Source organism: Janthinobacterium sp. 13, assembly GCF_002749695.1.
GTDB lineage: Bacteria > Pseudomonadota > Gammaproteobacteria > Burkholderiales > Burkholderiaceae_D > Janthinobacterium > Janthinobacterium kumbetense.
The window spans coordinates 5,171,285-5,190,656 of record NZ_PEEQ01000001.1; the positions used below are offsets into that span (position 1 = coordinate 5,171,285).

Sequence of the window (19,372 nt, forward strand, 5' to 3'; positions counted from 1 at the left end):
CATGAACAATTTCCCCAGCATGAAACGCCTGGCCCTGGCCGCAGCCTGCCTGGCGCTGGCCGCCGGCGCCCATGCGGCAGAAGCGACGGCGCCGCTGTCGGCCGCCGCCAGCGACCCGGCCACCTTGCAATGGATGGTGGGCGCGCCGCCGCCGGCCGATAAGATCATCCGCTTCGACGATGGCAGCTACTTCACCTTCCCGCAGCTGCGCTGGAGCGTGTCGCATTTCCGCCAGCTGATGCCGACGGTGGAGGTGTCGCGCGGCCTGAAGGCGCCCGTGCCCTTGCCGCGCGCGCTGCGCACGGATATCGACAGCCTGCGCTTTACGCCCCTGGGCGCGACGGAAACGATGACCTGGGAGCAGTCGCTGGGCGCCAACTACACGGACGGCATCGTCGTGCTGCACCGGGGCCGCATCGTGTATGAGCGCTATTTCGGCGTGCTGAAGGACAGCGGCCAGCATGGCGCCATGTCCGTGACGAAGTCCGTGATGGGTACCATCGGCGCGGCACTGGTGGCCGAAGGCAAGCTCGACCCGAACAAGAAAGTGGCCGAGTATGTGCCGGAACTGGCCAAGTCCGCGTTTGGCGACGCCACCGTGCGCCAGGTGCTCGACATGACCACGGGCCTGAAATTCAGCGAAGATTACGCCGACCCGAAAGCGGAAGTGTGGCAGCATGCGGCGGCCGGCAATCCGCTGCCCAAGCCGAAGGATTACACGGGGCCGCGCAGCTATTTCGAGTACCTGCAGACGGTGCGGCACGAGGGCCGGCATGGCGAGGCGTTCGGCTACCGCACGGTAAACTCCGACGTGCTGGGCTGGATCATCGCCCGCGTCACGGGGCAGAACGTCAACGCCTACCTGTCCGAACATATCTGGCAAAAGCTGGGCGCCGAACAGGATGCCTACATGAGCGTCGATTCGACGGGCACGCCGTTTGCCGGCGGCGGCTTGAGCGCGGGCTTGCGCGACCTGGCCCGCTTCGGCGAAATGCTGCGCAACGATGGCCGCTACAATGGCCAGCAAATCATCCCCCGCGCGGCTGTCGCGGATATCCGCCGCGGCGGCGACAAGCAGCTGTTCGCCAAGGGTGGCTACGATTTGCTCAAGGGCTGGAGCTACCGCGACATGTGGTGGGTCACGCATAACGACCACGGCGCCTACATGGCGCGCGGCGTGTATGGTCAGCGCATCTACGTCGACCCGAAGGCGGAAATGGTGATCGTGCGCTTCGCCTCGACGCCGACGGCAGCCAATGCGGCCAATGACCCGACCACCACGCCAGCCTTCGAAGCGCTGGGCAAGCTGCTGCTGGCCAGGCCGAAGTAGGGTGCCAGGCTGACCCTTGCCAGCCGTGCGGCGAAACGGGCACAACTGCAATATACTGTCCTTTCGTCACTACTTGTTGCTTGAGTGGTAATTTATTCGTTGCGCGCAAGGAGCAGGCACCGTGGAAACCAGCCAGCCGGATCAACCGCACCTGCCGCTCTGGCGGCGCCTGCTGTGGCCGGTTACCCAGCTGGGTTCGGCCTTCAAGCTGACGGGCACGCACCTGCTGCACCACGTGATCGGCGCCAGCCTGATCGCCTCGCTGATGCTGGCGCTGGAAGGTTTTCACGTGCTCGAATGGCTCGATGCGGCCATGCTGCGCGCCAGCGCGGCGCAGGAGCAGTTGCTGGACCGGGGCAAGGACCCGGGCGCCGCCTACCGGCCCGGCATCATCGAAATCGACCAGCCCGCGTTCGAACAGGTCTTCGACGAGCGCGAACCGCTGGAACGCACGCGCCTGGAGCAATTGATCGCCAGCGCCGCTGCGCGCGGCAGCCAGGTGCTGGCCATCGACCTGGACCTGGCGCCGGCCGTGTACGAACAGCACAAGGCGGGCGAGCGGCCGCTGGACCGCCTGCTCGACCGGCTGGCCGCCGATGGCCGGCAACTGGTGCTGATCCTGCCCGAGCAATCGGACGAGAATGCGAACCTGCCCTGGATACGCGCGCGCTGCGCGGCCGGCATCCACTTTGCCAGCCCGCGGATCCGCGAACGCATGGGCGCCGTCACGCGCATCGAGCTGAAAAGTCCCGTGCTGGCGGCCGTGGCCTTCGAGCTGGCGCATGGCGCCGATGAACAGGAGCAGAAGCAGCCCATGCCGGCCGTCCTGTCCGAGCAAAAGCAAGGGCTGGCGCTGGCGGGCCGCGTGTGCCAGCTGGCGCGGCGCTCGGGCAGCGAAAGGGACTTGGCACGCTGGGCGTTCGAACCCGTCATCCACGGCGACGCCAAGGATGCGGCAGAGCAGAACGCCGTCACGGCGCCGTTTCATCCGGCCGCCGTGGCGCCGGCATTCCTGAACCCCACGCGCACGCGCGTCAAACTGATCGAAGGCCAGGCCGGCGTAGATGCCGGGGCGTTGCGCAAGAACGTCGTGTATATCGGCAGCACGTATGATGTGCGCGACCGCTATACGACGGCCGAAGGCGAGCAGGCCGGCCTGCACCTGCATGCGGCCGCCCACACGTCGCTGGGCATCGGCACGGCCGACGTCAATAAATATGCGGTGTTCGTAGCCGATATCGTCATCGGCGTGCTGCTGGGCTGCCTGTTCGGCGGCCTGTGGACCCTGTACGGCCGCGCCGAACTGGCCATCGACAAGCGCATGGAAGACCACGATTTCAGCCGCCTGCACCGCATGGGCACCCTGGCGGAATTCTATGGCATCCGCCTGATGCTGGCGCTGGTGTGGGCTTCGCCGTTTGCCATCGGCGCGCTGGCCATCTACCTGTCGCGCGGCTTGCTGGAGCTGGGCTGGTGGGTCAATCCCGGCCCCCTGATCGCCGGCATGTTCCTGCACGCGATGTCGCTGCGCGACGAAGCCCACCATCCGCACGAGGAAGTGCCGGGCCTGAACGTCTGGGCCCAGCTGCGCCGCACGCATCCCGGCATCGTGCTGGTGCAGGCGCCGCTGGCGGTGGTGTTGCTGGTGGTGGCGCTGGTGTAGCGAGATGGCAGTTGATTAATTGATCAGCTTCAACCCCGGCGGCAGCGCCTCGCCCAGCATGCGCTTGGTATTCGCTTCGTCCAGCTGCGTCACTTCGCTGACCATCGCTTGCCACAGGGGCGGGGCGCCGACGGCTTTCAGGCGGGCGAGGATGGTGGCGCGCAGTTCGTCGGCGATGTCGCGCGAGCGGTCTCCTGTCATGCGCGCCAGGTGGGTGGCGGCGAAGGCGGCCGGTTCCACCTTTTTCCAGTCCAGCGCCAGCAGCACCTGCAACCAGTCGGCCACGGTGGCGCTGTCGACCACTTCGTGCGCGCTGCCGTGGAAGGGCTGGCGCGCGCCGACCCTGGCCAGCGCCCACAGGGTGTTCGTGTCCGCCGCTTCCCCCTTCTTGCCGGCTTTCTCCAGGCGTTTCAGCAGCCAGGCGCCCACTTCCGCCTTGTAGGCGCCAGGGATGCGCTCGAGCGAGGCGCCCAGGCGCAGCATGTCGTCGTCGCTGCCGTTCACGAGGGTGACGGGGCGGCTGCCGCGCTGGGCCGCATCGGCTTGCAGGTTGAAGGCGAAGTCGTCGAGCAGGCGCAATTGCTGCTCCGTGTTCAAGCCGCCGGCCACCCGGCGCCACAGGGTCCACCATTCGGCGCACACCTGGCTATCCTTGTGGTGCTGCACGCCCGTGTCGAACATCGCCCACAGCTGCTCGATGCGCCACGGGTCCAGCACATCGCCGTAGCCGGGACGCAGGCAGTAGCCGGCCAGGTTCAGCCAGGCCCGTTCATGCTCGGCGGAGCGGCGCCGGCCGCGGGCGCGCAGCAGGAGGGCGTCGAACAGCTGGCGCAGCAGCGGTGTATCCCAGCTTTCGCGCCCGCCCAGGCCACGTTCCAGGTGCTGGCGCAACTGGCGCACTTCCTTGGCGTCGACTTTTTGCGCCTTGCCGCCGAAAATGCGCTCGATCTTCTCGACCGCTTCCTTCATGCGCGGCGACACGGCTTGAGCCTCGCCATCGCCTTGCTCTTCCTTGCCAGCGCGCAACTGGAATTCCAGCAGCCAGCGCGCGCTGGCATCGGCTGCGGCCACGCAATGCACTTCCAGCGTCCCCACCTCGGTCATGACTGTCGCCAGCTGCACGGTGATTTCGCGTTTGTCATTGCCGTCGTCTTTGGCGTGCAGCACGCTGGCCAGCGGCGGCAGGCGCAAATACTCGCCGTCGTCCAGGTCGACGATCTCGCCCAGCTGCGGCGGCGTGCCCGCCTCAAAGAGGGACGTGGCCAGGTGGAAGCGCACGGGCCGGCCCAGGCGCAGCGCGAACAGGCGCTCCGTCAGGCGGATTTCTTCGCCGCTGGCGCTGCCACGGGGCAGGATGCAGACGGCGCGGTGGTCCTTGCCCGCCTCGCCCAGCACGAGGAAATAGCTGCGCGGCGAACCGCCGCCGATGCGCGGCGCCTGGCCGCGCCGGGCCAGCGCGTAGGCGACGGCGCCACGGGCCACGGCCACGTCGGGATTGTCGTTATGCAGGATGGTCAAGGGCTGTCCGCGCCAGTGCGCCAGGGTCTCGGCCAGGCGGCGCGCCAGCGCATAGGCACGGAACACGCCGCCATTGAGCAGCAGGGTATCGGGCAGTGCGCCCGCATGCTGCTGCAGAAAGCTGGCCAGGTGGCGCGTGATGGCCGCGTCCTGCGCATACGGCAGGCCGAATTCGACGATGCCGGCGCGGCCTTTTTTCGCCGTGTCGCCCAGTTCCCCCTTCGGGAAGAAGCCGTCGACCACCATGGCCGCCACTTCCTCGCGCGTGACGTCGACGGAACGGCTGCCGCCGATCAGGCGCGAACCGGCGCCCAGCAGGGTGACGGTGGCGCTCTCCGGCGCATCGTTCGACAGCAGCAATTCCTTGGCGGCGCGGCAGCGTTCCATCAGTTGCGACAGGCGCGCGGCGGACAGCTTCATGCCGCCTTCGCTGCCTGCCGCCATGCGCGTTTCTACCAGGTGGGCCAGCGCCAGGTCCATATTGTCGCCGCCGAGTATCAAATGGTTGCCCACGCTGCTGCGCGTGAGCTGCGGTTCGCCGTCGTCATCGAAGGCCACGTCGATCAGGCTGAAATCCGTGGTGCCGCCGCCCACGTCGCACACCAGAATGCGGCGCGTATCGGCCAGGTCCTCGCGCAGGGTGGCGCGTTGGCGGTGCAGGAAATCATAGAAGGCCGCCTGCGGTTCTTCCACCAGGCGTAGCGCAGGCAAGCCCGCCATGCGGGCCGCTTCCAGGGTGAGTGCGCGCGCACCCTCGTCGAACGAGGCGGGGATGGTCAGCACCAGTTCCTGGTTTTCGAGGAGAGCCTGCGGGAATCGGTGGTTCCAGGCGGCGCGCACGTAGGCCAGGTAGCTGGCGCTGGCCGCGACAGGCGACACCCTGGCCACGTCGGCCTCGGCGCCCCACGGCAGGATGGGCGCCTGGCGGTCCACGTTCGCGTGCGACAGCCAGCTCTTCGCGCTGGAAACCAGGCGGCCCGGCACCTGGGCGCCGAGCTGGCGCGCCAGGGCGCCCAGTACGGCATGGTCCACGCCGGCCACGTCTTGCTGCGGCCAGGGCAGCTGCAAGTCGCCCGCCGCCAGTTCGCCGGCGGCGGGATGGTAGCGCAAGGAAGGCAGCAGGGGGCGTGCGCCCACTTCACCGGGAGCGACCAGCTGCTCGATGGCGAACAGCTCGATGCCCGCCTGCGCATCGGCGGCATTGGCATAGGCGACCACCGTGTTGGTGGTGCCCAGGTCGATGCCGACCAGGAAGGCCGGCTTGCCCACAGCGCTGCGCATGCCTATTGCTGCGGCGTGCCGCGCACGTCGAATTCCACTTTCCAGCGCTCGGCGCCGTCAGGGGAAACTGCCAGCAGTTCCAGGGTGCCCGCTTCCGTCACGCGCGCGTGCAGTGTCACCTGCACCACGTCGCCGGCCGACCGGCCTTCGGCGGACAAGGTCGCCTGGATTTCGCTCAGTTCCTGCAATTCGTCGGGACCCCAGAAATCGAGCAAGTCGCCGATCTGGTCGTTGCGGCGCGTGGACGAGGCGAAGAAGCGGAAGTGCACGGGTTCGCCCACCACCAGGCCGAATTGCTGGCCCGGCAATTCCAATTCGCTGCCTTCTTCCATGCCGAACGGCGCCACGCACAGGGCCTGGATCGGCGGTTCCATGCCGGGGATGGCGGGCATGGCCGATTCGATGGCGACATAAAAGGCGCTGGCGGTGCCGCCGCGGATGCGCACGCCATGGCCGCGCCGCACGTAGCTGTAGTAGGCGGCGCCGCGCGCCACGGCCAGGTCCAGATCGGCCCCGGCCAGCATGCGCGCCGGTTCCGCGCCTTCCATGTACAGCCAGTCGTTGACGGTGGCCATGATGCGCTGCACCAGCAGGTCGGACTTGAAGACGCCGCCGTTGAACAGCACGGCCGTCGGGTGCAAGAAGCTGGCGTCGGCCGACTGGCGGCCCGCAAAGCCTTCCAGTTCGCTGGTGGCTGCCACTTGCCGGCCCAGGAACGCGGCCAGGTGGCGCGTGATGGCCGCATCCTGCGCATACGGCAAGCCCAGTTGCGTCAGGCCGGCGCGCGTGCGCACGGCAGGACGGCTCGATGCTTCCACTTGCGGGAAGAAGCCGTCGAGGATGAAGGTGGACACTTCCGCGCGCGTCAGTTCCGTGCGGATGGAGCCGCCGATCAGCTTCGAACCGCGGCTCGGCACGACGATGGGCGCCACATCGAGGCCGCTGTCGGCCAGCAGGCTTTCCTTGGCGCTGCGGCAGCCGTAGGTCAGTGCGCGCATCTGCCAGGCGTCCAGCTGGGTGCCGTTGGCGGCCAGCTTGCGGGCCACCAGGTGGGCCAGCGCCAGGTCCATATTGTCGCCGCCCAGCAGGATATGTTCACCGACGGCCACGCGGTGCGGTTCCAGCACGCCATCGCGCTCGAGCACGGCGATCAGCGAAAAGTCGCTGGTGCCGCCGCCCACGTCGACGACCAGGATGATGTCGCCCGGCTTGACTTCCTTGCGCCAGCGCCCTTCGCTGGTCTGGATCCAGCTGTACAAGGCCGCCTGCGGCTCTTCCAGCAGGGTCAGCGAAGCGTAGCCGGCCGCCTGCGCCGCTTCCATCGTCAGCTCGCGCGCGGCCGGATCGAACGAGGCGGGTATCGTGACGGTGATTTCCTGCTCGGCGAACGGCGCTTGCGGATGGGCGTTGTCCCAGGCCTGGCGCAAATGCGTCAGGTAGCGCGTGGCGGCCGTGATGGGCGAAATGCGCGCCACTTCCGCTGGCGCGTCGTTCGGCAGGATGGCCGCGCGGCGGTCCACGCCCGGGTGGCACAGCCAGCTTTTCGCGCTCGACACGAGACGGATGGGCGTGGTGGCGCCGCGGCTGCGGGCCATCTCGCCGACGACGAACGGCGCTTGCGCTTCCTCGGTGACCCAGGGCAGGGCCAGGTCGCCCGCCGCCACTTCATCGGCGTGCGGCAGGTAGACGAACGACGGCAGCAGCGACAATTCTTCGACGGTGCCCGGCGCCGACAACTGCGGCACTTTCAGCACGCCGTGGCTCGATTGCTCGCCGTCGCTCTCGACCAGGTTCACATACGACAGGGCGCTGTGGGTGGTGCCCAGGTCGATGCCGATGGCGTAGCGCGGGCTTGGGTTGGCTTGATCGTTCACAGTTCCACCTCGGCTGGCGCCAGGATGGCGGCGTCGTGCTGCTCGCTCAGTTTCGGCAGGCGCACGCTGGACGCGCGCCAGCCGCGGTGGCTGAGGGTGCCCGTGAACGGCGCGGAACCGACCACGTTGCCCGTCAGGCGCACTTGCGCGGAATCAAAACCTTCCTGCAGCACGATGCGGCTGCCTTCGGCTTCCTGGCGCACGGCCTCGATGGTGAAATACTCGCGCATGACCTTGGCGCAGCCTTCATGCACGACGCGGGCGGCCGCGCCGATGTCGGCATCGGCATGGCTGCCCAGGTTTTCCTGGGTAAAGTCGATCAATCGCGCTTCGCGTTGCAGCAGGGCCAGCAATTGCAGGGCCGCATCGGGCGTCGCTTCCTTCAAAATGACGGGCGCGGCGGCCGGCGTCGGCACGGGGGCGGGCGCCGGAGCCGGGGCCACTGGCGCCACCGGGGCGGCTTCGGGCAAGGAAAGCTTTTCCACGCGGGCCGCATAGGCGGCGTCCGACAGGGTGCTGAAGAAGGCGCCGAAAGCCAGCGGGACTCGGCGCCAGAACGATGGGTGGGACGATGAAGTGCTCATAGGGAACTCGTTTCTCTGATCTGTAGGGAGGCGTCGGCGGCGGGGGCCGCTTCGCAAGGTAGTGCCATGTGCGGGGCCAACAGGGCCGGCTGCGTTTGCCCGCATGATACCAGCTACCGGGCCGCCGCCAAAGTCGCCGCCCCCTGGCAGGCAGGCCGAAGCGTGGATTTTCTTTGTTCTTGCGCAAGGAAACGTTCGATTTCGTGCCGCTTCGACTAGAATCGCGCATTATCTTTTTGCATGACCTCGATGCCATGTCTACCGACTTTTCCCTGTATTTAGCCAGCAGCACTTACATCGACAGCGACCATCCGGCCGTGCGCGCCAGGGCGGCCGCGCTGGCGGAGGGCGCGGTGGGCGACGCCGCGATCGCGGCCCGCTGCTTTGCCTTCGTGCGCGACGAGGTCGCCCACAGCTGGGATTACCAGCGCAATCCCGTCACTTGCCGGGCGTCCGACGTCTTGCAGCATGGCACGGGCTACTGCTATGCGAAGAGCCATCTGCTGGCGGCGCTGCTGCGCGCCAACGGCATTCCTGCCGGCCTGTGCTACCAGCGCCTGGCCGTGGGCGAAGTGGGGCCGCCGTTCTGCCTGCATGGCTTGAACGTCGTGTATCTGCAGGAGTTTGGCTGGTACCGCATCGATGCGCGCGGCAACAAGCCCGGCGTCGCTGCCGCCTTCACGCCGCCACGGGAACAGCTGGCCTTTCCCGTGCTGGCGCCGGAGGAACGCGATTTGCCGGAAATCTGGCCGGCGCCGTTGCCGCAGGTGATCGCCTCCCTGACGGGCCATGCGACGGTGCAGGAAGTGGCGGCGCACCTGCCCGATATCGAATTGTTGCCGTTGCAAAAATAATCCAAAGAAAGAAACCATGAAAAAAATCTGTATTGGCCTGATGGGCCTGATGCTGCTGGCCGGTTGCGGCAGCAAGGGCGAGAGCGGCGGGCAGTCGAGCGCCGCGCGTCTCGATGGCAAGGAAAAGGGCAGCGAGTTTCTTGCCTATGAACATAATGTCAGCGTCGATACGCACGAGGCGCAAGTGCGTCCCCTGTATGAAAAAGTGGTCGCCGCCTGCAAGGCCGATACGGAAAACGGCTGCCTGCTGCTCGATTCCAGCGTCGACAGCGGCCGCTACCTGCATGCGCGCATCAGCATGCGCGCCAAGCCGGCCGGCATCAGGAAGCTGGTCGCGCTGGTCGCGGCCGAAGGCGACGTCACCAGCCAGGGCACCAAGGTGGAAGACCTGGGCCGTCCGGTGCTCGACAGCAAGAAACGCCTGGAAATGCTCAAGCAATACCAGGCGCAGCTGCAAGACCTGGAAAAGCGCTCGGGCACCAACGTCGATGCCCTCATCAAGGTGACCAAGGAGCTGGCCACCGTGCAAGTGGAACTGGAGCAGGCGACGGCCGCCAACGCGCTGTTGATGCAGCGCATCGATACGGACTTGCTGAACGTGGCCATCAGCGCCGAAGGCAAGCAATCGTTCTGGCGCCCCGTCAAGCGCGCGCTGGGCAATTTCACGGAAAACCTGTCGGAAGGCGTGGCCAACGCCATCACGGCCATGGCCTACATCCTGCCGTGGCTGATCGCTTTCGTGCTGCTGTTCCCGCTGGGCCGCAAGGGCTGGCGCCGCCTGCGGGGCGCGCCGCGCAAGGATTGATGTCGGGATTGTTGCTTCCTACGCACCGTTTTACGGCAATTTGAAACCTGGCTGCACAGTCCTTGTGCAGCCAGGTTTTTTTTCGTGCGGCGCTGGCCCCGTGCACCATGGCGGACACCTGCTGGCGCTGGCATGCATTCTGCTTTAACAACATCGCAGGCCCAGCTCGACCCCCCACGAACCCATCACAGGAGTCCCCATGTCACGACGCATCATCCTGAAAGCGGCCGCCGCCGGCGCACTGGCCCTGGCCACCTCCACCTATATGCAGGCAGCCTTGGCCGCCGATACGATCAAGGTGGGCATTTTGCACTCCCTGTCGGGCACCATGGCCATTTCCGAAACGTCGCTCAAGGATGTGGCGCTGATGACGATTGCCGAGATCAATGCCAAGGGCGGCGTGCTGGGCAAGAAGCTGGAAGCCGTCGTCGTCGATCCCGCATCGAACTGGCCCTTGTTCGCGGAAAAAGCGCGCCAGCTGGTGGCGCAGGATAAGGTGGCTGTCGTGTTCGGCTGCTGGACGTCCGTGTCGCGCAAGTCGGTGTTGCCCGTGTTCAAGGAACTCAACAGCCTGCTGTTTTACCCGGTGCAATACGAGGGCGAGGAGCTGGAAAAGAATGTGTTCTATACGGGCGCCGCGCCGAACCAGCAGGCGATTCCCGCCGTGGAATACCTGATGAGCAAGGATGGCGGCGGCGCCAAGCGCTTCGTGCTGCTGGGCACGGACTACGTGTATCCGCGCACCACCAACAAGATCCTGCGCGCCTTCCTGAAAAGCAAAGGCGTCAAGGATGGCGACATCAGCGAGGTCTACACGCCATTCGGCCACGCCGACTATCAAACCATCGTCGCCAACATCAAGAAGTTTTCCACGGGCGGCAAGACGGCCGTCATTTCCACCATCAATGGCGATTCCAACGTGCCGTTCTACAAGGAACTGGGCAATGCGGGCTTGAAAGCCACGGACGTGCCCGTCGTCGCGTTTTCCGTGGGCGAGGAAGAGTTGCGCGGCATCGATACCAAGCCGCTGCTCGGTCATCTGGCGGCCTGGAATTATTTCGAATCCGTCAAGAATCCCGTGAATACGGCCTTCATCAAGCAGTGGAAAGCGTATGCGGTGGCGCAAAAGCTGCCGAACGCGGGGTCGGTCGTGACGAACGACCCGATGGAAGCGACCTATGTCGGCATCCACATGTGGGCGCAAGCCGTGGAAAAGGCGAAATCGACGGACACGGACAAGGTGATCGCCGCCATGGCCGGCCAGAGCGTCAAGGCGCCGTCCGGCTTTACCCTGACCATGGATGCCACGAATCACCACTTGCACAAGCCCGTGATGATCGGCGAAATCAAGGCTGATGGGCAATTCAATGTCGTTTGGAAAACCAAGGAAGCAATACGCGCCCAGCCGTGGAGCCCGTTTATCAAGGGCAATGAGGGCAAGCAAAAGCTGTAAAAGCCACGCCGGCGCCATCGGGCCATGCGTCCGGTGGCGCCGACCATCAACGCTTTCCCGGGATATCAATGAGGCTATTCACATCGCTGCTGGTCTTCGCCTGCCTGTGCCTGTCGTCCATGGCGCAGGCTGCCATCCCTCCAGACCTGCTCAAGCCGCTGGCCGGCGATGACCCTGACGCCCGTGTCGCCGCCGTCGCGCAGATCGCCGCCCTTGCCACGCCCGAGGCCGCCCGTGTGCTGCAAGCCTTGCAGGACGACGCGTTGTACGCCACGCCCGACGGCAAGGTGTACATCGTCGACGGCGAGCAGGCGCTTGACCCGGCACTCGGCAAGAACGTGCCGCTGCCCGACGGCATCGATGGCGTGATGGTCAACAACCGCTTGCGCTCGGCCGTGGCGGGCGCCTTGTCGGGGCTGAAACTGCTGGCACCGGAACGGGCCGAACGGCTGGCGGCCGCGCAAGCCTTGCAAAAGGCGGTTGATCCCGCGCAGCTTCCCTTGATCCGCGCGGCGCTGGGGCAGGAAAGCGATGCTGACATCAAACAGATATTGCAGGTGCTGATCGCCAGCGCCAACCTGCATGCGCCCGACGTCGCCACGCGCAAGGCCGCCGTGCAGGCGCTGGCCGGCAGCAGCGATGCGCGCCTGCTGCCCGTGCTGCAAGCCATGCTGGAGAAAGGGCCAGATGGCAAGGCCGGCGAGCCGGACGAGGCCGTGCAACTGGCCGCCATCGAGACCATGCGCCAGATCAAGGGACGGGTGGCGCGCATGGAGTTTGCCGGCAATGTGTTTTACGGCATTTCGCTGGGCAGCGTGCTGCTGCTGGCGGCCCTGGGCCTGGCCATCACGTTCGGCTTGATGGGCATCATCAACATGGCGCACGGCGAACTGCTGATGATAGGCGCTTACACGACGTATCTGTGCCAGCTGTTTTTCCGCCACTTCCTGCCTGGCGTGCAGGACTGGTATTTGCTGACCGCCTTGCCGGCCGCTTTTTTCGTCTCCGGCCTGGTGGGCGTAGTGCTGGAACGCACGGTGATCCGCTGGCTGTATGGCCGGCCGCTGGAAACCCTGCTGGCCACCTGGGGCATCAGCCTGATCCTCATGCAGGCGGTGCGCACGATCTTTGGCGCGCAAAACGTGGAAGTGGCCAATCCGGCCTGGATGTCGGGCGGCGTCACCGTGCTGGGCGGCCTCGTGCTGCCGTACAACCGCCTGGCCATCATCGTTTTTGCCATCGTCGTCGTGGTGGCCGTGTGGTTGATCTTGAACAAGACGCGGCTGGGCCTGTTCGTGCGGGCCGTCACGCAAAACCGCCGCATGGCCGATTGCGTGGGCGTGGCCACGGGCAAGGTCGACATGCTGACCTTCGGCCTCGGTTCCGGCATCGCGGGCCTGGGCGGCGTGGCCCTGTCGCAGCTGGGCAATGTGGGACCGGACCTGGGGCAAAGCTATATCGTCGATTCCTTCATGGTGGTGGTGCTCGGCGGCGTGGGCCAGCTGGCCGGCACCGTGATTGCCGCGCTGGGCCTGGGCGAAGTGAACAAATTCCTCGAGCCGGTGGCGGGCGCCGTGCTGGCGAAGATCGCCATTTTGATATTCATCATCATTTTCATCCAGCGCCGGCCGCAGGGCCTGTTTGCCATGAAGGGACGCAGCGTCGAATGATTACCTCCCATCAAATCAAGCCTGGCTTGTTCACGCGGCCCGTGTGGCTGGCGATTGCCGCCTGTACATTACTGGCCGCGTTGTTGCCGATTTTTAACCTGGCGTTTGCCGAAGGGCATGCTTTGCACGTGTCCGCCTATACGGTGGCGCTGGTGGGCAAGTTCATGTGCTACGCGCTGGCCGCGCTGGCGCTGGACCTCGTCTGGGGCTACACGGGGATATTGTCCCTGGGCCACGGCGTGTTCTTTGCCCTGGGCGCGTATGCGCACGGCATGTATCTGATGCGCGCCATCGGCGACCAGGGCCAGTACCACAGCAGCTTGCCCGACTTCATGGTCTTTCTCGACTGGAAAACCTACCCGTGGTACTGGGCTTTCACGGAACATTTCTGGTATTGCATGGCCCTCGTCGTGCTGGTGCCGGGCGTACTGGCCTTTGTGTTCGGTTACTTTGCCTTCCGCTCGCGCATCAAGGGCGTGTATTTTTCCATCATCACGCAAGCGATGACGTATGCCTTCATGCTCTTGTTCTTCCGCAATGACACCGGCTTTGGCGGCAACAACGGTTTCACGGACTTCAAGACGATATTGGGCCACAGCATCACGGCGCCCGCCACGCGGGCCGTGCTGTTCCTGCTGACCCTGGCTTTCCTGCTGGCAGCGCTGGTCGGCGCGCGCGCCATCGTCCGCTCGAAGCTGGGACGGGTGCTGCAGGGCGTGCGCGACAGCGAGGCGCGCTTGATGTTTCTCGGCTACAACCCGCTGTGGTTCAAGCTGTTCGTGTGGACCTTGTCGGCCGTGCTGTGCGGCATCGCCGGCGCCCTGTACGTGCCGCAAGTGGGCATCATCAACCCGTCCGAGATGTCGCCGGCCAACTCCATCGAGATGGTCGTGTGGGTGGCCGTGGGCGGGCGCGGTACCTTGCTCGGCCCGATTCTGGGCGCTTTCACCGTCAACGGCTTGAAAAGCTGGTTCACGGCCGCCATGCCGGAACTGTGGCTGTTTGCGCTGGGCTTGCTGTTCATCGTCGTCACCCTGTTCATGCAGCAAGGCATGCTGGGCGTATTGAGCAAGCTCAAACGTAAAAAAGCCGCCGTCGTGGCAGAGGAGGCTGCATGAGCATCCGCATGCTGCCCGGCATGGCCAGCGCCGAAGCGGCCCCCACGTATGCGCGCGTGAAGGGCGAGGGCGTCGACACGACGCATGGCGCCATTTTGTATCTGGAAGATATCAGCGTGTCCTTCGACGGTTTCAAGGCCATCAACAAGCTCAGTCTCGATATTTCCGTGGGCGAATTGCGTTGCATCATCGGGCCTAACGGCGCGGGCAAGACGACGATGATGGATGTGATCACGGGCAAGACGCGGCCCACGTCCGGCACGGCCTGGTTCGGCCAAACGATGAACCTGGCCACCATGACGGAAGCGCAGATCGCCCACGCGGGCATCGGCCGCAAGTTCCAGCGCCCCACCGTGTTCGAGCAGCACACGGTGTTCGACAACCTGGAACTGGCGATGAAGATGGACAAGCGCGTGGCGCCCACCCTGTTTGCGCGCCTCACGTCCGAGCAGGCAGGCAAGATCGAAGCGGTATTGCGCTTGATCCGCCTCAACGGCCACGAAGCGCGGCCGGCCGGTTTGCTGTCGCACGGGCAAAAACAGTGGCTGGAAATCGGCATGCTCCTGATGCAGGAGCCGCAGTTGATTTTATTGGATGAACCCGTGGCCGGCATGTCGGACGCGGAAACGGCGCGCACGGCGGAATTGCTCAATGAATTACGGGGCAAACATTCGATCATGGTGGTCGAGCACGACATGGGCTTTGTGACGGAAATCGCCCGGCAAGGCATCGTCACCGTGCTGCACGAGGGTTCCGTGCTGGCGCAGGGCCGCATGGACCAGGTGCAAGCCGACGAGCGGGTCATCGAAGTCTATCTGGGAAGGTAATAGGGGAGATCGCAGACTATGCTGGAAGTGCAACAGTTAAATCAATACTACGGTTCCTCGCACACCTTGCGCGGCATCAACCTGTCGGCGCGCAAGGGCGAGTGCCTGGCCTTGCTGGGCAGGAATGGCGTGGGCAAGACGACCTTGCTGAAATGCCTGATGGGCGTGCTGCCCGTGGCGCAGGGCCAGGTGCTGTTCCACGGGTGCGACATCACGAAGCTGGCGCCCCATGCGCGGGCCAAGCTGGGCATCGCTTACGTGCCGCAGGGGCGCGACATCTTTGCGCGCCTGACGGTCGAGGAAAACTTGCTGATGGGCATGGCGGTGAAGCGGGGCAGGCAAGCTGCGCGCATCGATCCCCACGTGTATGAACTGTTTCCGGTATTGAAAGAGATGCTGCAGCGGCGCGGCGGCGATTTGTCAGGCGGGCAACAGCAGCAACTGGCCATCGCCCGCGCCCTGCTGGCCGAGCCGCAGCTGATCATTTTCGACGAGCCGACGGAGGGCATCCAGCCGTCCGTCATCAAGGATATCGGCAGGGTCATTTCCTTGCTGAAACAGCGCGGCGACATGGCCATCGTGCTGTGCGAGCAATATTTCGATTTCGCCCGCGAACTGGCCGACGAATTTATCGTGCTGTCGCGCGGCAGTGTCGTGGCCAGCGGCAATGCAGAACAGATGGATGGCGAGGAGGTGAAGCGGCACCTGGCGGTGTAGCAACTACACCAGCTGCAGCCAGCCCAGCACGGCGCCGGCCGCCAGCAGCCACAATAAATGGATCTTCGTGCGCCAGATGATCAGGCCAGCCACGATGGACAGGGTCCACAGGGGCCAGTCGGTGCGCCATTGGTGGTTGGCGCCGCCCAAGATCATGCCCGTGGAAATCAAGAGGGCGACGACGATGGGCGCCATGCCTTGCTTGAAGGCGCGCACGGGGCGCAGGTCGCGGTTGCGGTAGCCCCACTGGGCTGCCACGTAGGTGAGGGTGGTGCTGGGCAGCATGATGCCCACCATCGTGATGAACACGCCAAGCCAGGCGGCCGTGTAGCTGCCCGCGTTCATGCCCACGTTCCAGCCCATCAGGGCGACGAACAGCACGTTCGGGCCGGGTGCGGCCTGGGCGATGGCGATCGATTCATTGAATTGCGCCTGCGTCAGCCAGCCATGCTGCTCGACGAGGAAACGGTGCATTTCGGAAGTGGTGGAAATGGCGCCGCCGATCGACATCAGCGACAGCATCAGGTAATGGCCGAACAGGTTCAGCCAGTCGCCCGCGCTCAATACCAGTTGCAGGGGCGGCGTCATGCGGACAGCTTTCGATACGTGAGCAGGCAGCCGATGCCGCCCAGGCCCAGCAGGATGTACAGCAGGGGCCAGCGGAAGATCGCCACCATCAGCACGCCCAGCACGGTGATGGGCAAGGTCAGCCACAGGGGCAGCGGATGCCTGGCCAGCGCGGTCGCCAGTTTCACGCCCGTGGCGGCGATCATGCCGGCCGAGACGGCCGCCATGCCGCGCAGGGCACCCGCCATCTGCGGATTGTCGCCGAAGCGCGTGTACAGCACGCCCAGCACGAGCACGATGACGAGGGGCACGGTCAGCATGCCGACCAGCGCCGTCAGCGCGCCTTTCAAGCCGAAATAGCGCCCGCCCACCATCAGGGACAGGTTGACGACATTCGGCCCTGGCATGATTTGCGCCACGGCCCAGTCTTCCAGGAATTCCTCCTGCGTCAGCCAGCGCTTGCGCTCGACCATCTCGCGCTGGATCACGGCCAGCACGCCGCCGAAGCCTTGCAGGGCCAGCCAGGTGAACGAGAAGAACAGGTCGGCAAGCGAGGCGGGCTGGGGGCGGGGGAGGTCGGGCTGGGTGGCGGAGGGGGCAGGCATGGCTGATTATCGCCGTGGCCGCTCGCGCTTGTCCATCGCTTTCGGCTGCGGTTGTGCCTGGAAGAAAAAAACCGTGGCTCATGTTTCCCTGCCATTGACATCGAGAGTTTATCGGCAATACTTTTATCGGCACCATGATCGCTGTCCCTGTCCGCGCTGTCGCGGTTCGCACCGCTACGCCGTCTCCCCCCTCCGTCCCCTTCGCAGGAGTTGTCCATCATGCCTCAATCCACAGAAACGCTGCATATGCCCGTCAAAACCGTGGTGCCGCATGCCCGGGTCGACCAGAAGATGTGCGATATCGTCAATCTGGGCATCGCCGTGCAGGCGGCCTTCAGTACCTTGTGCGCACTGGAATACCTGAAGTCATACAATGTCGCCCCGGAACTGATCGAGCGCGTGCTGCTGCACCCGGAGCAGCGCCGGCAGACCGTGCATTGAGTATCCGCACGGCAACTGTGTTGCCGGCGGCCGCGATCCGCTGTTGTCGGATTGATCATTACGGCTCAGTTATGCACAAATGATGAGTTAACGAAATTGGCGAAATAATTTTCTTGTGATTATGTGTGAGTTTCTAAGTGCTTGATTTTAATGGCTTTTATTTTTGCTGTTTGATTGAGCAGTTTATTGAAAGCCGCACGGGCTGTGGCTTTGAGGGCTGTCAATAGGCGCTTATCCACAAAGATATCCACAGTCCGTGTGGATATCTGAAAAAGCGCTTAACAATCCGCCACTTAGGAAATTGACGCCGCTCAGCCCATGCAATCGGCGGGCAAGATGGGCCGGAATGGGGCATGCCGCAAGCCTGTATGCCTATCCAGTGCTCTTGTTTTTATGACTGAAAGTAGCGTCGCAGGGTCAGGGCGTGCCGCCGGCCGGCGCCGCTGGCGTATCGCCGCACTGGGCCAGGGCGGCGGCCAGTTCGGCGACCTGTTGCTGCGCTTCGCGCAAGGTGGCGTAGGTACGCAGCGAGGCGATCACGGTGGTAAACAACTTGCGCGTGGTGAGGTCGGTCTTGCACCAGAAATCGTTGATGTCGTAGTCGATGATGATGCGGTGTTCCAGCGCCTGGCCGGGCTGGCCCGTGCGCAGGATGATGCGCACGGCGCTGTTGTGCAAGTCTTCGCGCACCTGGCGCGCCACTTGCAGGCCGGCATCCTGGGTTTCCATGATGACATCGAGCAGCACCACGGCGATATCTTGTGTGCCACGCAGCAAGGCCAGCGCCTCGGCGCCAGAATACGCGTGCAAAAAGCTCAGCCGGCGGCCCTGGAAGCTGGCCTGGCTGAGGGCGAACTTGGTCACCACATGCACGTCGACATCGTCATCGACGATCAGCACGCGCCAAGGCGCCGCGTTGGCGGGTTCCGCCGCCGCTTCTGCCCGTTCCAGCGGTTCGTCGACCAGCCAGTCGGGTTCGTCCGCCCCCTTGGCGGAATTATCGCTATCCATATTCATGCGTTTATCCACCGTTGATCGTCGTCGCTACTCCACACTATGCCAGTCTGCGGGGTTTGTCAAAACAATGCTGTTCAAGCAAGACGGCCTGGACCGGGGATTGCCAATGCACCGCAAAATATATTTTCATGGTGACAGAGAAAGTTTGTTCTAGCGCAAACTCCTGATTGCAAGTCATTGATTTCATTGGGGTAAAAAATTGCCTGTGAAATCAGCAAATTGTTGAAACCCGCATCAATGCTGGTGTTGCGGCTTGTCAAGAGGGGCTTATCAACAACTTTATCCACAGTTGCTGTGGATATCTAAAAAAGCCGTGCAAAAACCGGGGCTTAGCGCCCGTTCGTGCGGCTGGGGGCAAGCATTCATGCGGCGACCCCGAGGCCGCCCCACTGGGCAAACGCCTGCAGGAAGCGCTGCTTGGCTTCGGCCGGACCCATGGCCTCGATTATACCGGGCAAGGGGGCGATGCCGTCAAGGTAAGCCCAGCGCTCGGCCGAGTGCGGCATCAGGTCGCGCTTTTCTGTCGCCAGCGCGATCAGGTCGGCCCGTTTGATGGGGGCGTAATCGGAAAAGTCCAGGCCATACGTGGCGGCGATGATGGCGCTGACCTTGTCTTCCAGCACGGCAAACTCTGGCAACAGCACTTTCAGGGGCTTCACCATGTCGCCCAGGTAGGCTTCGGCCGCGTCGTGCAGCAGGGCGGCCAGGCGCAAGGGGGGCGGCACCAGCTCGGCGACGATCAGGCTGTGCTGGGCAACCGAGTAAAACACTTGCGTCTGTCCATTGAAGCGGCACTGGTAAGCGAGGCCGTGGGCGATGTCTTCGATGGAGACCTTGTCGATATGCGGGCGCAAGGGATAAAAACGGTTGCCTGAATAAGTGGATACGTAGTCGGTAGTAATCATTTCTGGATCAGCTCGCCTGCTTTGCACGGATGATCCATCCTACACCCGATGGCCGCCGCTTGCCTTCCGCCCGTCCTTCGCCCTTCCGGCCGAGCCTATGCATCTTGGCAAATCCTTTAATTTATTTCATATCATTCATTGAT

17 protein-coding genes are annotated in these 19,372 nt (G+C 64.6%); 10 read left to right on the forward strand and 7 right to left on the reverse strand.

The window, feature by feature from the left end; genetic code table 11:
* Position 1 precedes the first annotated feature (1 nt).
* Entirely contained in the window at positions 2–1,330 is a 1,329-nt protein-coding gene (locus CLU94_RS22840) for a serine hydrolase domain-containing protein (protein WP_099667293.1), read from the forward strand.
* A 121-nt stretch (positions 1,331–1,451) separates the two neighbouring features.
* A complete protein-coding gene (locus CLU94_RS22845; protein WP_099667294.1) occupies positions 1,452–2,993 on the forward strand; it encodes a CHASE2 domain-containing protein in 1,542 nt (513 codons plus the stop codon).
* Between the two features lie 15 nt (positions 2,994–3,008).
* Here the strand turns inward: CLU94_RS22845 and CLU94_RS22850 are convergent, their stop codons facing one another.
* From CLU94_RS22850 to CLU94_RS22860, 3 genes are read right to left on the reverse strand one after another with little or no spacing between them, the layout of a single operon-like run.
* On the reverse strand, positions 3,009–5,792 hold the full coding sequence (locus CLU94_RS22850; RefSeq protein ID WP_099667295.1) for an Hsp70 family protein: 2,784 nt from the start codon (positions 5,790–5,792) through the stop codon (positions 3,009–3,011).
* 2 nt (positions 5,793–5,794) lie between these two features.
* Positions 5,795–7,666, reverse strand: coding sequence for an Hsp70 family protein (locus CLU94_RS22855; protein WP_099667296.1), 1,872 nt, complete (start codon positions 7,664–7,666; stop codon positions 5,795–5,797).
* Positions 7,663–8,250 carry a DUF2760 domain-containing protein gene (locus tag CLU94_RS22860; protein ID WP_099667297.1) on the reverse strand — a complete coding sequence of 196 codons (588 nt, stop codon included), beginning with the start codon at positions 8,248–8,250 and terminating at the stop codon, positions 7,663–7,665. Before CLU94_RS22860 ends, CLU94_RS22855 begins: the two co-directional genes overlap by 4 nt.
* Before the next feature lie 254 nt (positions 8,251–8,504).
* Here CLU94_RS22860 and CLU94_RS22865 point away from each other — a divergent pair, with 254 nt between their 5' ends.
* The 7 genes from CLU94_RS22865 to urtE all read left to right on the forward strand — a co-directional run bounded on the left by CLU94_RS22865 (position 8,505) and on the right by urtE (position 15,694).
* Complete coding sequence (locus CLU94_RS22865; protein WP_099668444.1) at positions 8,505–9,104, forward strand: transglutaminase-like domain-containing protein; 600 nt, start codon at positions 8,505–8,507, stop codon at positions 9,102–9,104.
* Positions 9,105–9,120: 16 nt separating this feature from the next.
* Positions 9,121–9,909, forward strand: a complete 789-nt coding sequence (locus tag CLU94_RS22870; RefSeq protein WP_099667298.1) for a DUF4349 domain-containing protein — start codon at positions 9,121–9,123, stop codon at positions 9,907–9,909.
* Between the two features lie 199 nt (positions 9,910–10,108).
* A complete protein-coding gene (gene urtA, locus CLU94_RS22875; RefSeq protein ID WP_099667299.1) occupies positions 10,109–11,362 on the forward strand; it encodes an urea ABC transporter substrate-binding protein in 1,254 nt (417 codons plus the stop codon).
* Between the two features lie 68 nt (positions 11,363–11,430).
* A complete protein-coding gene (gene urtB, locus CLU94_RS22880; RefSeq protein ID WP_099667300.1) occupies positions 11,431–13,032 on the forward strand; it encodes an urea ABC transporter permease subunit UrtB in 1,602 nt (533 codons plus the stop codon).
* On the forward strand, positions 13,029–14,150 hold the full coding sequence (gene urtC / locus CLU94_RS22885) for an urea ABC transporter permease subunit UrtC (RefSeq protein WP_180278740.1): 1,122 nt from the start codon (positions 13,029–13,031) through the stop codon (positions 14,148–14,150). Before urtB ends, urtC begins: the two co-directional genes overlap by 4 nt.
* On the forward strand, positions 14,147–14,977 hold the full coding sequence (gene urtD, locus CLU94_RS22890; RefSeq protein WP_099667301.1) for an urea ABC transporter ATP-binding protein UrtD: 831 nt from the start codon (positions 14,147–14,149) through the stop codon (positions 14,975–14,977). Before urtC ends, urtD begins: the two co-directional genes overlap by 4 nt.
* Positions 14,978–14,995: 18 nt before the next feature.
* Positions 14,996–15,694 carry an urea ABC transporter ATP-binding subunit UrtE gene (gene urtE / locus CLU94_RS22895; protein ID WP_099667302.1) on the forward strand — a complete coding sequence of 233 codons (699 nt, stop codon included), beginning with the start codon at positions 14,996–14,998 and terminating at the stop codon, positions 15,692–15,694.
* 3 nt (positions 15,695–15,697) lie between these two features.
* On the opposite strand, the gene CLU94_RS22900 is transcribed toward urtE, so the two are convergent.
* Both CLU94_RS22900 and CLU94_RS22905 read right to left on the reverse strand, forming a co-directional pair.
* Positions 15,698–16,282: a chromate transporter gene (locus tag CLU94_RS22900; protein WP_099667303.1), complete on the reverse strand. Its 585-nt coding sequence runs from the start codon at positions 16,280–16,282 to the stop codon at positions 15,698–15,700.
* Positions 16,279–16,866 (reverse strand): chromate transporter, encoded by a 588-nt coding sequence (locus CLU94_RS22905; protein ID WP_099667304.1) that lies wholly within the window; start codon positions 16,864–16,866, stop codon positions 16,279–16,281. The genes CLU94_RS22900 and CLU94_RS22905 overlap by 4 nt, the downstream gene beginning before the upstream one ends.
* A 219-nt stretch (positions 16,867–17,085) precedes the next feature.
* On the opposite strand from CLU94_RS22905, the gene CLU94_RS22910 reads away from it, so the two are divergent.
* Positions 17,086–17,307 carry a hypothetical protein gene (locus CLU94_RS22910; RefSeq protein ID WP_099667305.1) on the forward strand — a complete coding sequence of 74 codons (222 nt, stop codon included), beginning with the start codon at positions 17,086–17,088 and terminating at the stop codon, positions 17,305–17,307.
* Between the two features lie 417 nt (positions 17,308–17,724).
* On the opposite strand, the gene CLU94_RS22915 is transcribed toward CLU94_RS22910, so the two are convergent.
* A complete protein-coding gene (locus tag CLU94_RS22915) occupies positions 17,725–18,324 on the reverse strand; it encodes a response regulator (protein ID WP_251348103.1) in 600 nt (199 codons plus the stop codon).
* A gap of 362 nt (positions 18,325–18,686) precedes the next feature.
* A complete protein-coding gene (locus CLU94_RS22920; RefSeq protein WP_099667306.1) occupies positions 18,687–19,229 on the reverse strand; it encodes a phosphohydrolase in 543 nt (180 codons plus the stop codon).
* Positions 19,230–19,372: the final 143 nt, after the last annotated feature.

Bases quoted from the DNA above. Each gene is read 5' to 3' on its own strand.
- CLU94_RS22840 (WP_099667293.1), top strand. From the start codon at position 2: ATGAACAATTTCCCCAGCATGAAACGCCTGGCCCTGGCCGCAGCCTGC.
- CLU94_RS22850 (WP_099667295.1), bottom strand. From the start codon at position 5,792: ATGCGCAGCGCTGTGGGCAAGCCGGCCTTCCTGGTCGGCATCGACCTG.
- CLU94_RS22860 (WP_099667297.1), bottom strand. From the start codon at position 8,250: ATGAGCACTTCATCGTCCCACCCATCGTTCTGGCGCCGAGTCCCGCTG.
- CLU94_RS22865 (WP_099668444.1), top strand. From the start codon at position 8,505: ATGTCTACCGACTTTTCCCTGTATTTAGCCAGCAGCACTTACATCGAC.
- CLU94_RS22870 (WP_099667298.1), top strand. From the start codon at position 9,121: ATGAAAAAAATCTGTATTGGCCTGATGGGCCTGATGCTGCTGGCCGGT.
- urtA (WP_099667299.1), top strand. From the start codon at position 10,109: ATGTCACGACGCATCATCCTGAAAGCGGCCGCCGCCGGCGCACTGGCC.
- urtB (WP_099667300.1), top strand. From the start codon at position 11,431: ATGAGGCTATTCACATCGCTGCTGGTCTTCGCCTGCCTGTGCCTGTCG.
- urtC (WP_180278740.1), top strand. From the start codon at position 13,029: ATGATTACCTCCCATCAAATCAAGCCTGGCTTGTTCACGCGGCCCGTG.
- urtD (WP_099667301.1), top strand. From the start codon at position 14,147: ATGAGCATCCGCATGCTGCCCGGCATGGCCAGCGCCGAAGCGGCCCCC.
- urtE (WP_099667302.1), top strand. From the start codon at position 14,996: ATGCTGGAAGTGCAACAGTTAAATCAATACTACGGTTCCTCGCACACC.
- CLU94_RS22900 (WP_099667303.1), bottom strand. From the start codon at position 16,282: ATGACGCCGCCCCTGCAACTGGTATTGAGCGCGGGCGACTGGCTGAAC.
- CLU94_RS22905 (WP_099667304.1), bottom strand. From the start codon at position 16,866: ATGCCTGCCCCCTCCGCCACCCAGCCCGACCTCCCCCGCCCCCAGCCC.
- CLU94_RS22910 (WP_099667305.1), top strand. From the start codon at position 17,086: ATGCCTCAATCCACAGAAACGCTGCATATGCCCGTCAAAACCGTGGTG.
- CLU94_RS22915 (WP_251348103.1), bottom strand. From the start codon at position 18,324: ATGAATATGGATAGCGATAATTCCGCCAAGGGGGCGGACGAACCCGAC.
- CLU94_RS22920 (WP_099667306.1), bottom strand. From the start codon at position 19,229: ATGATTACTACCGACTACGTATCCACTTATTCAGGCAACCGTTTTTAT.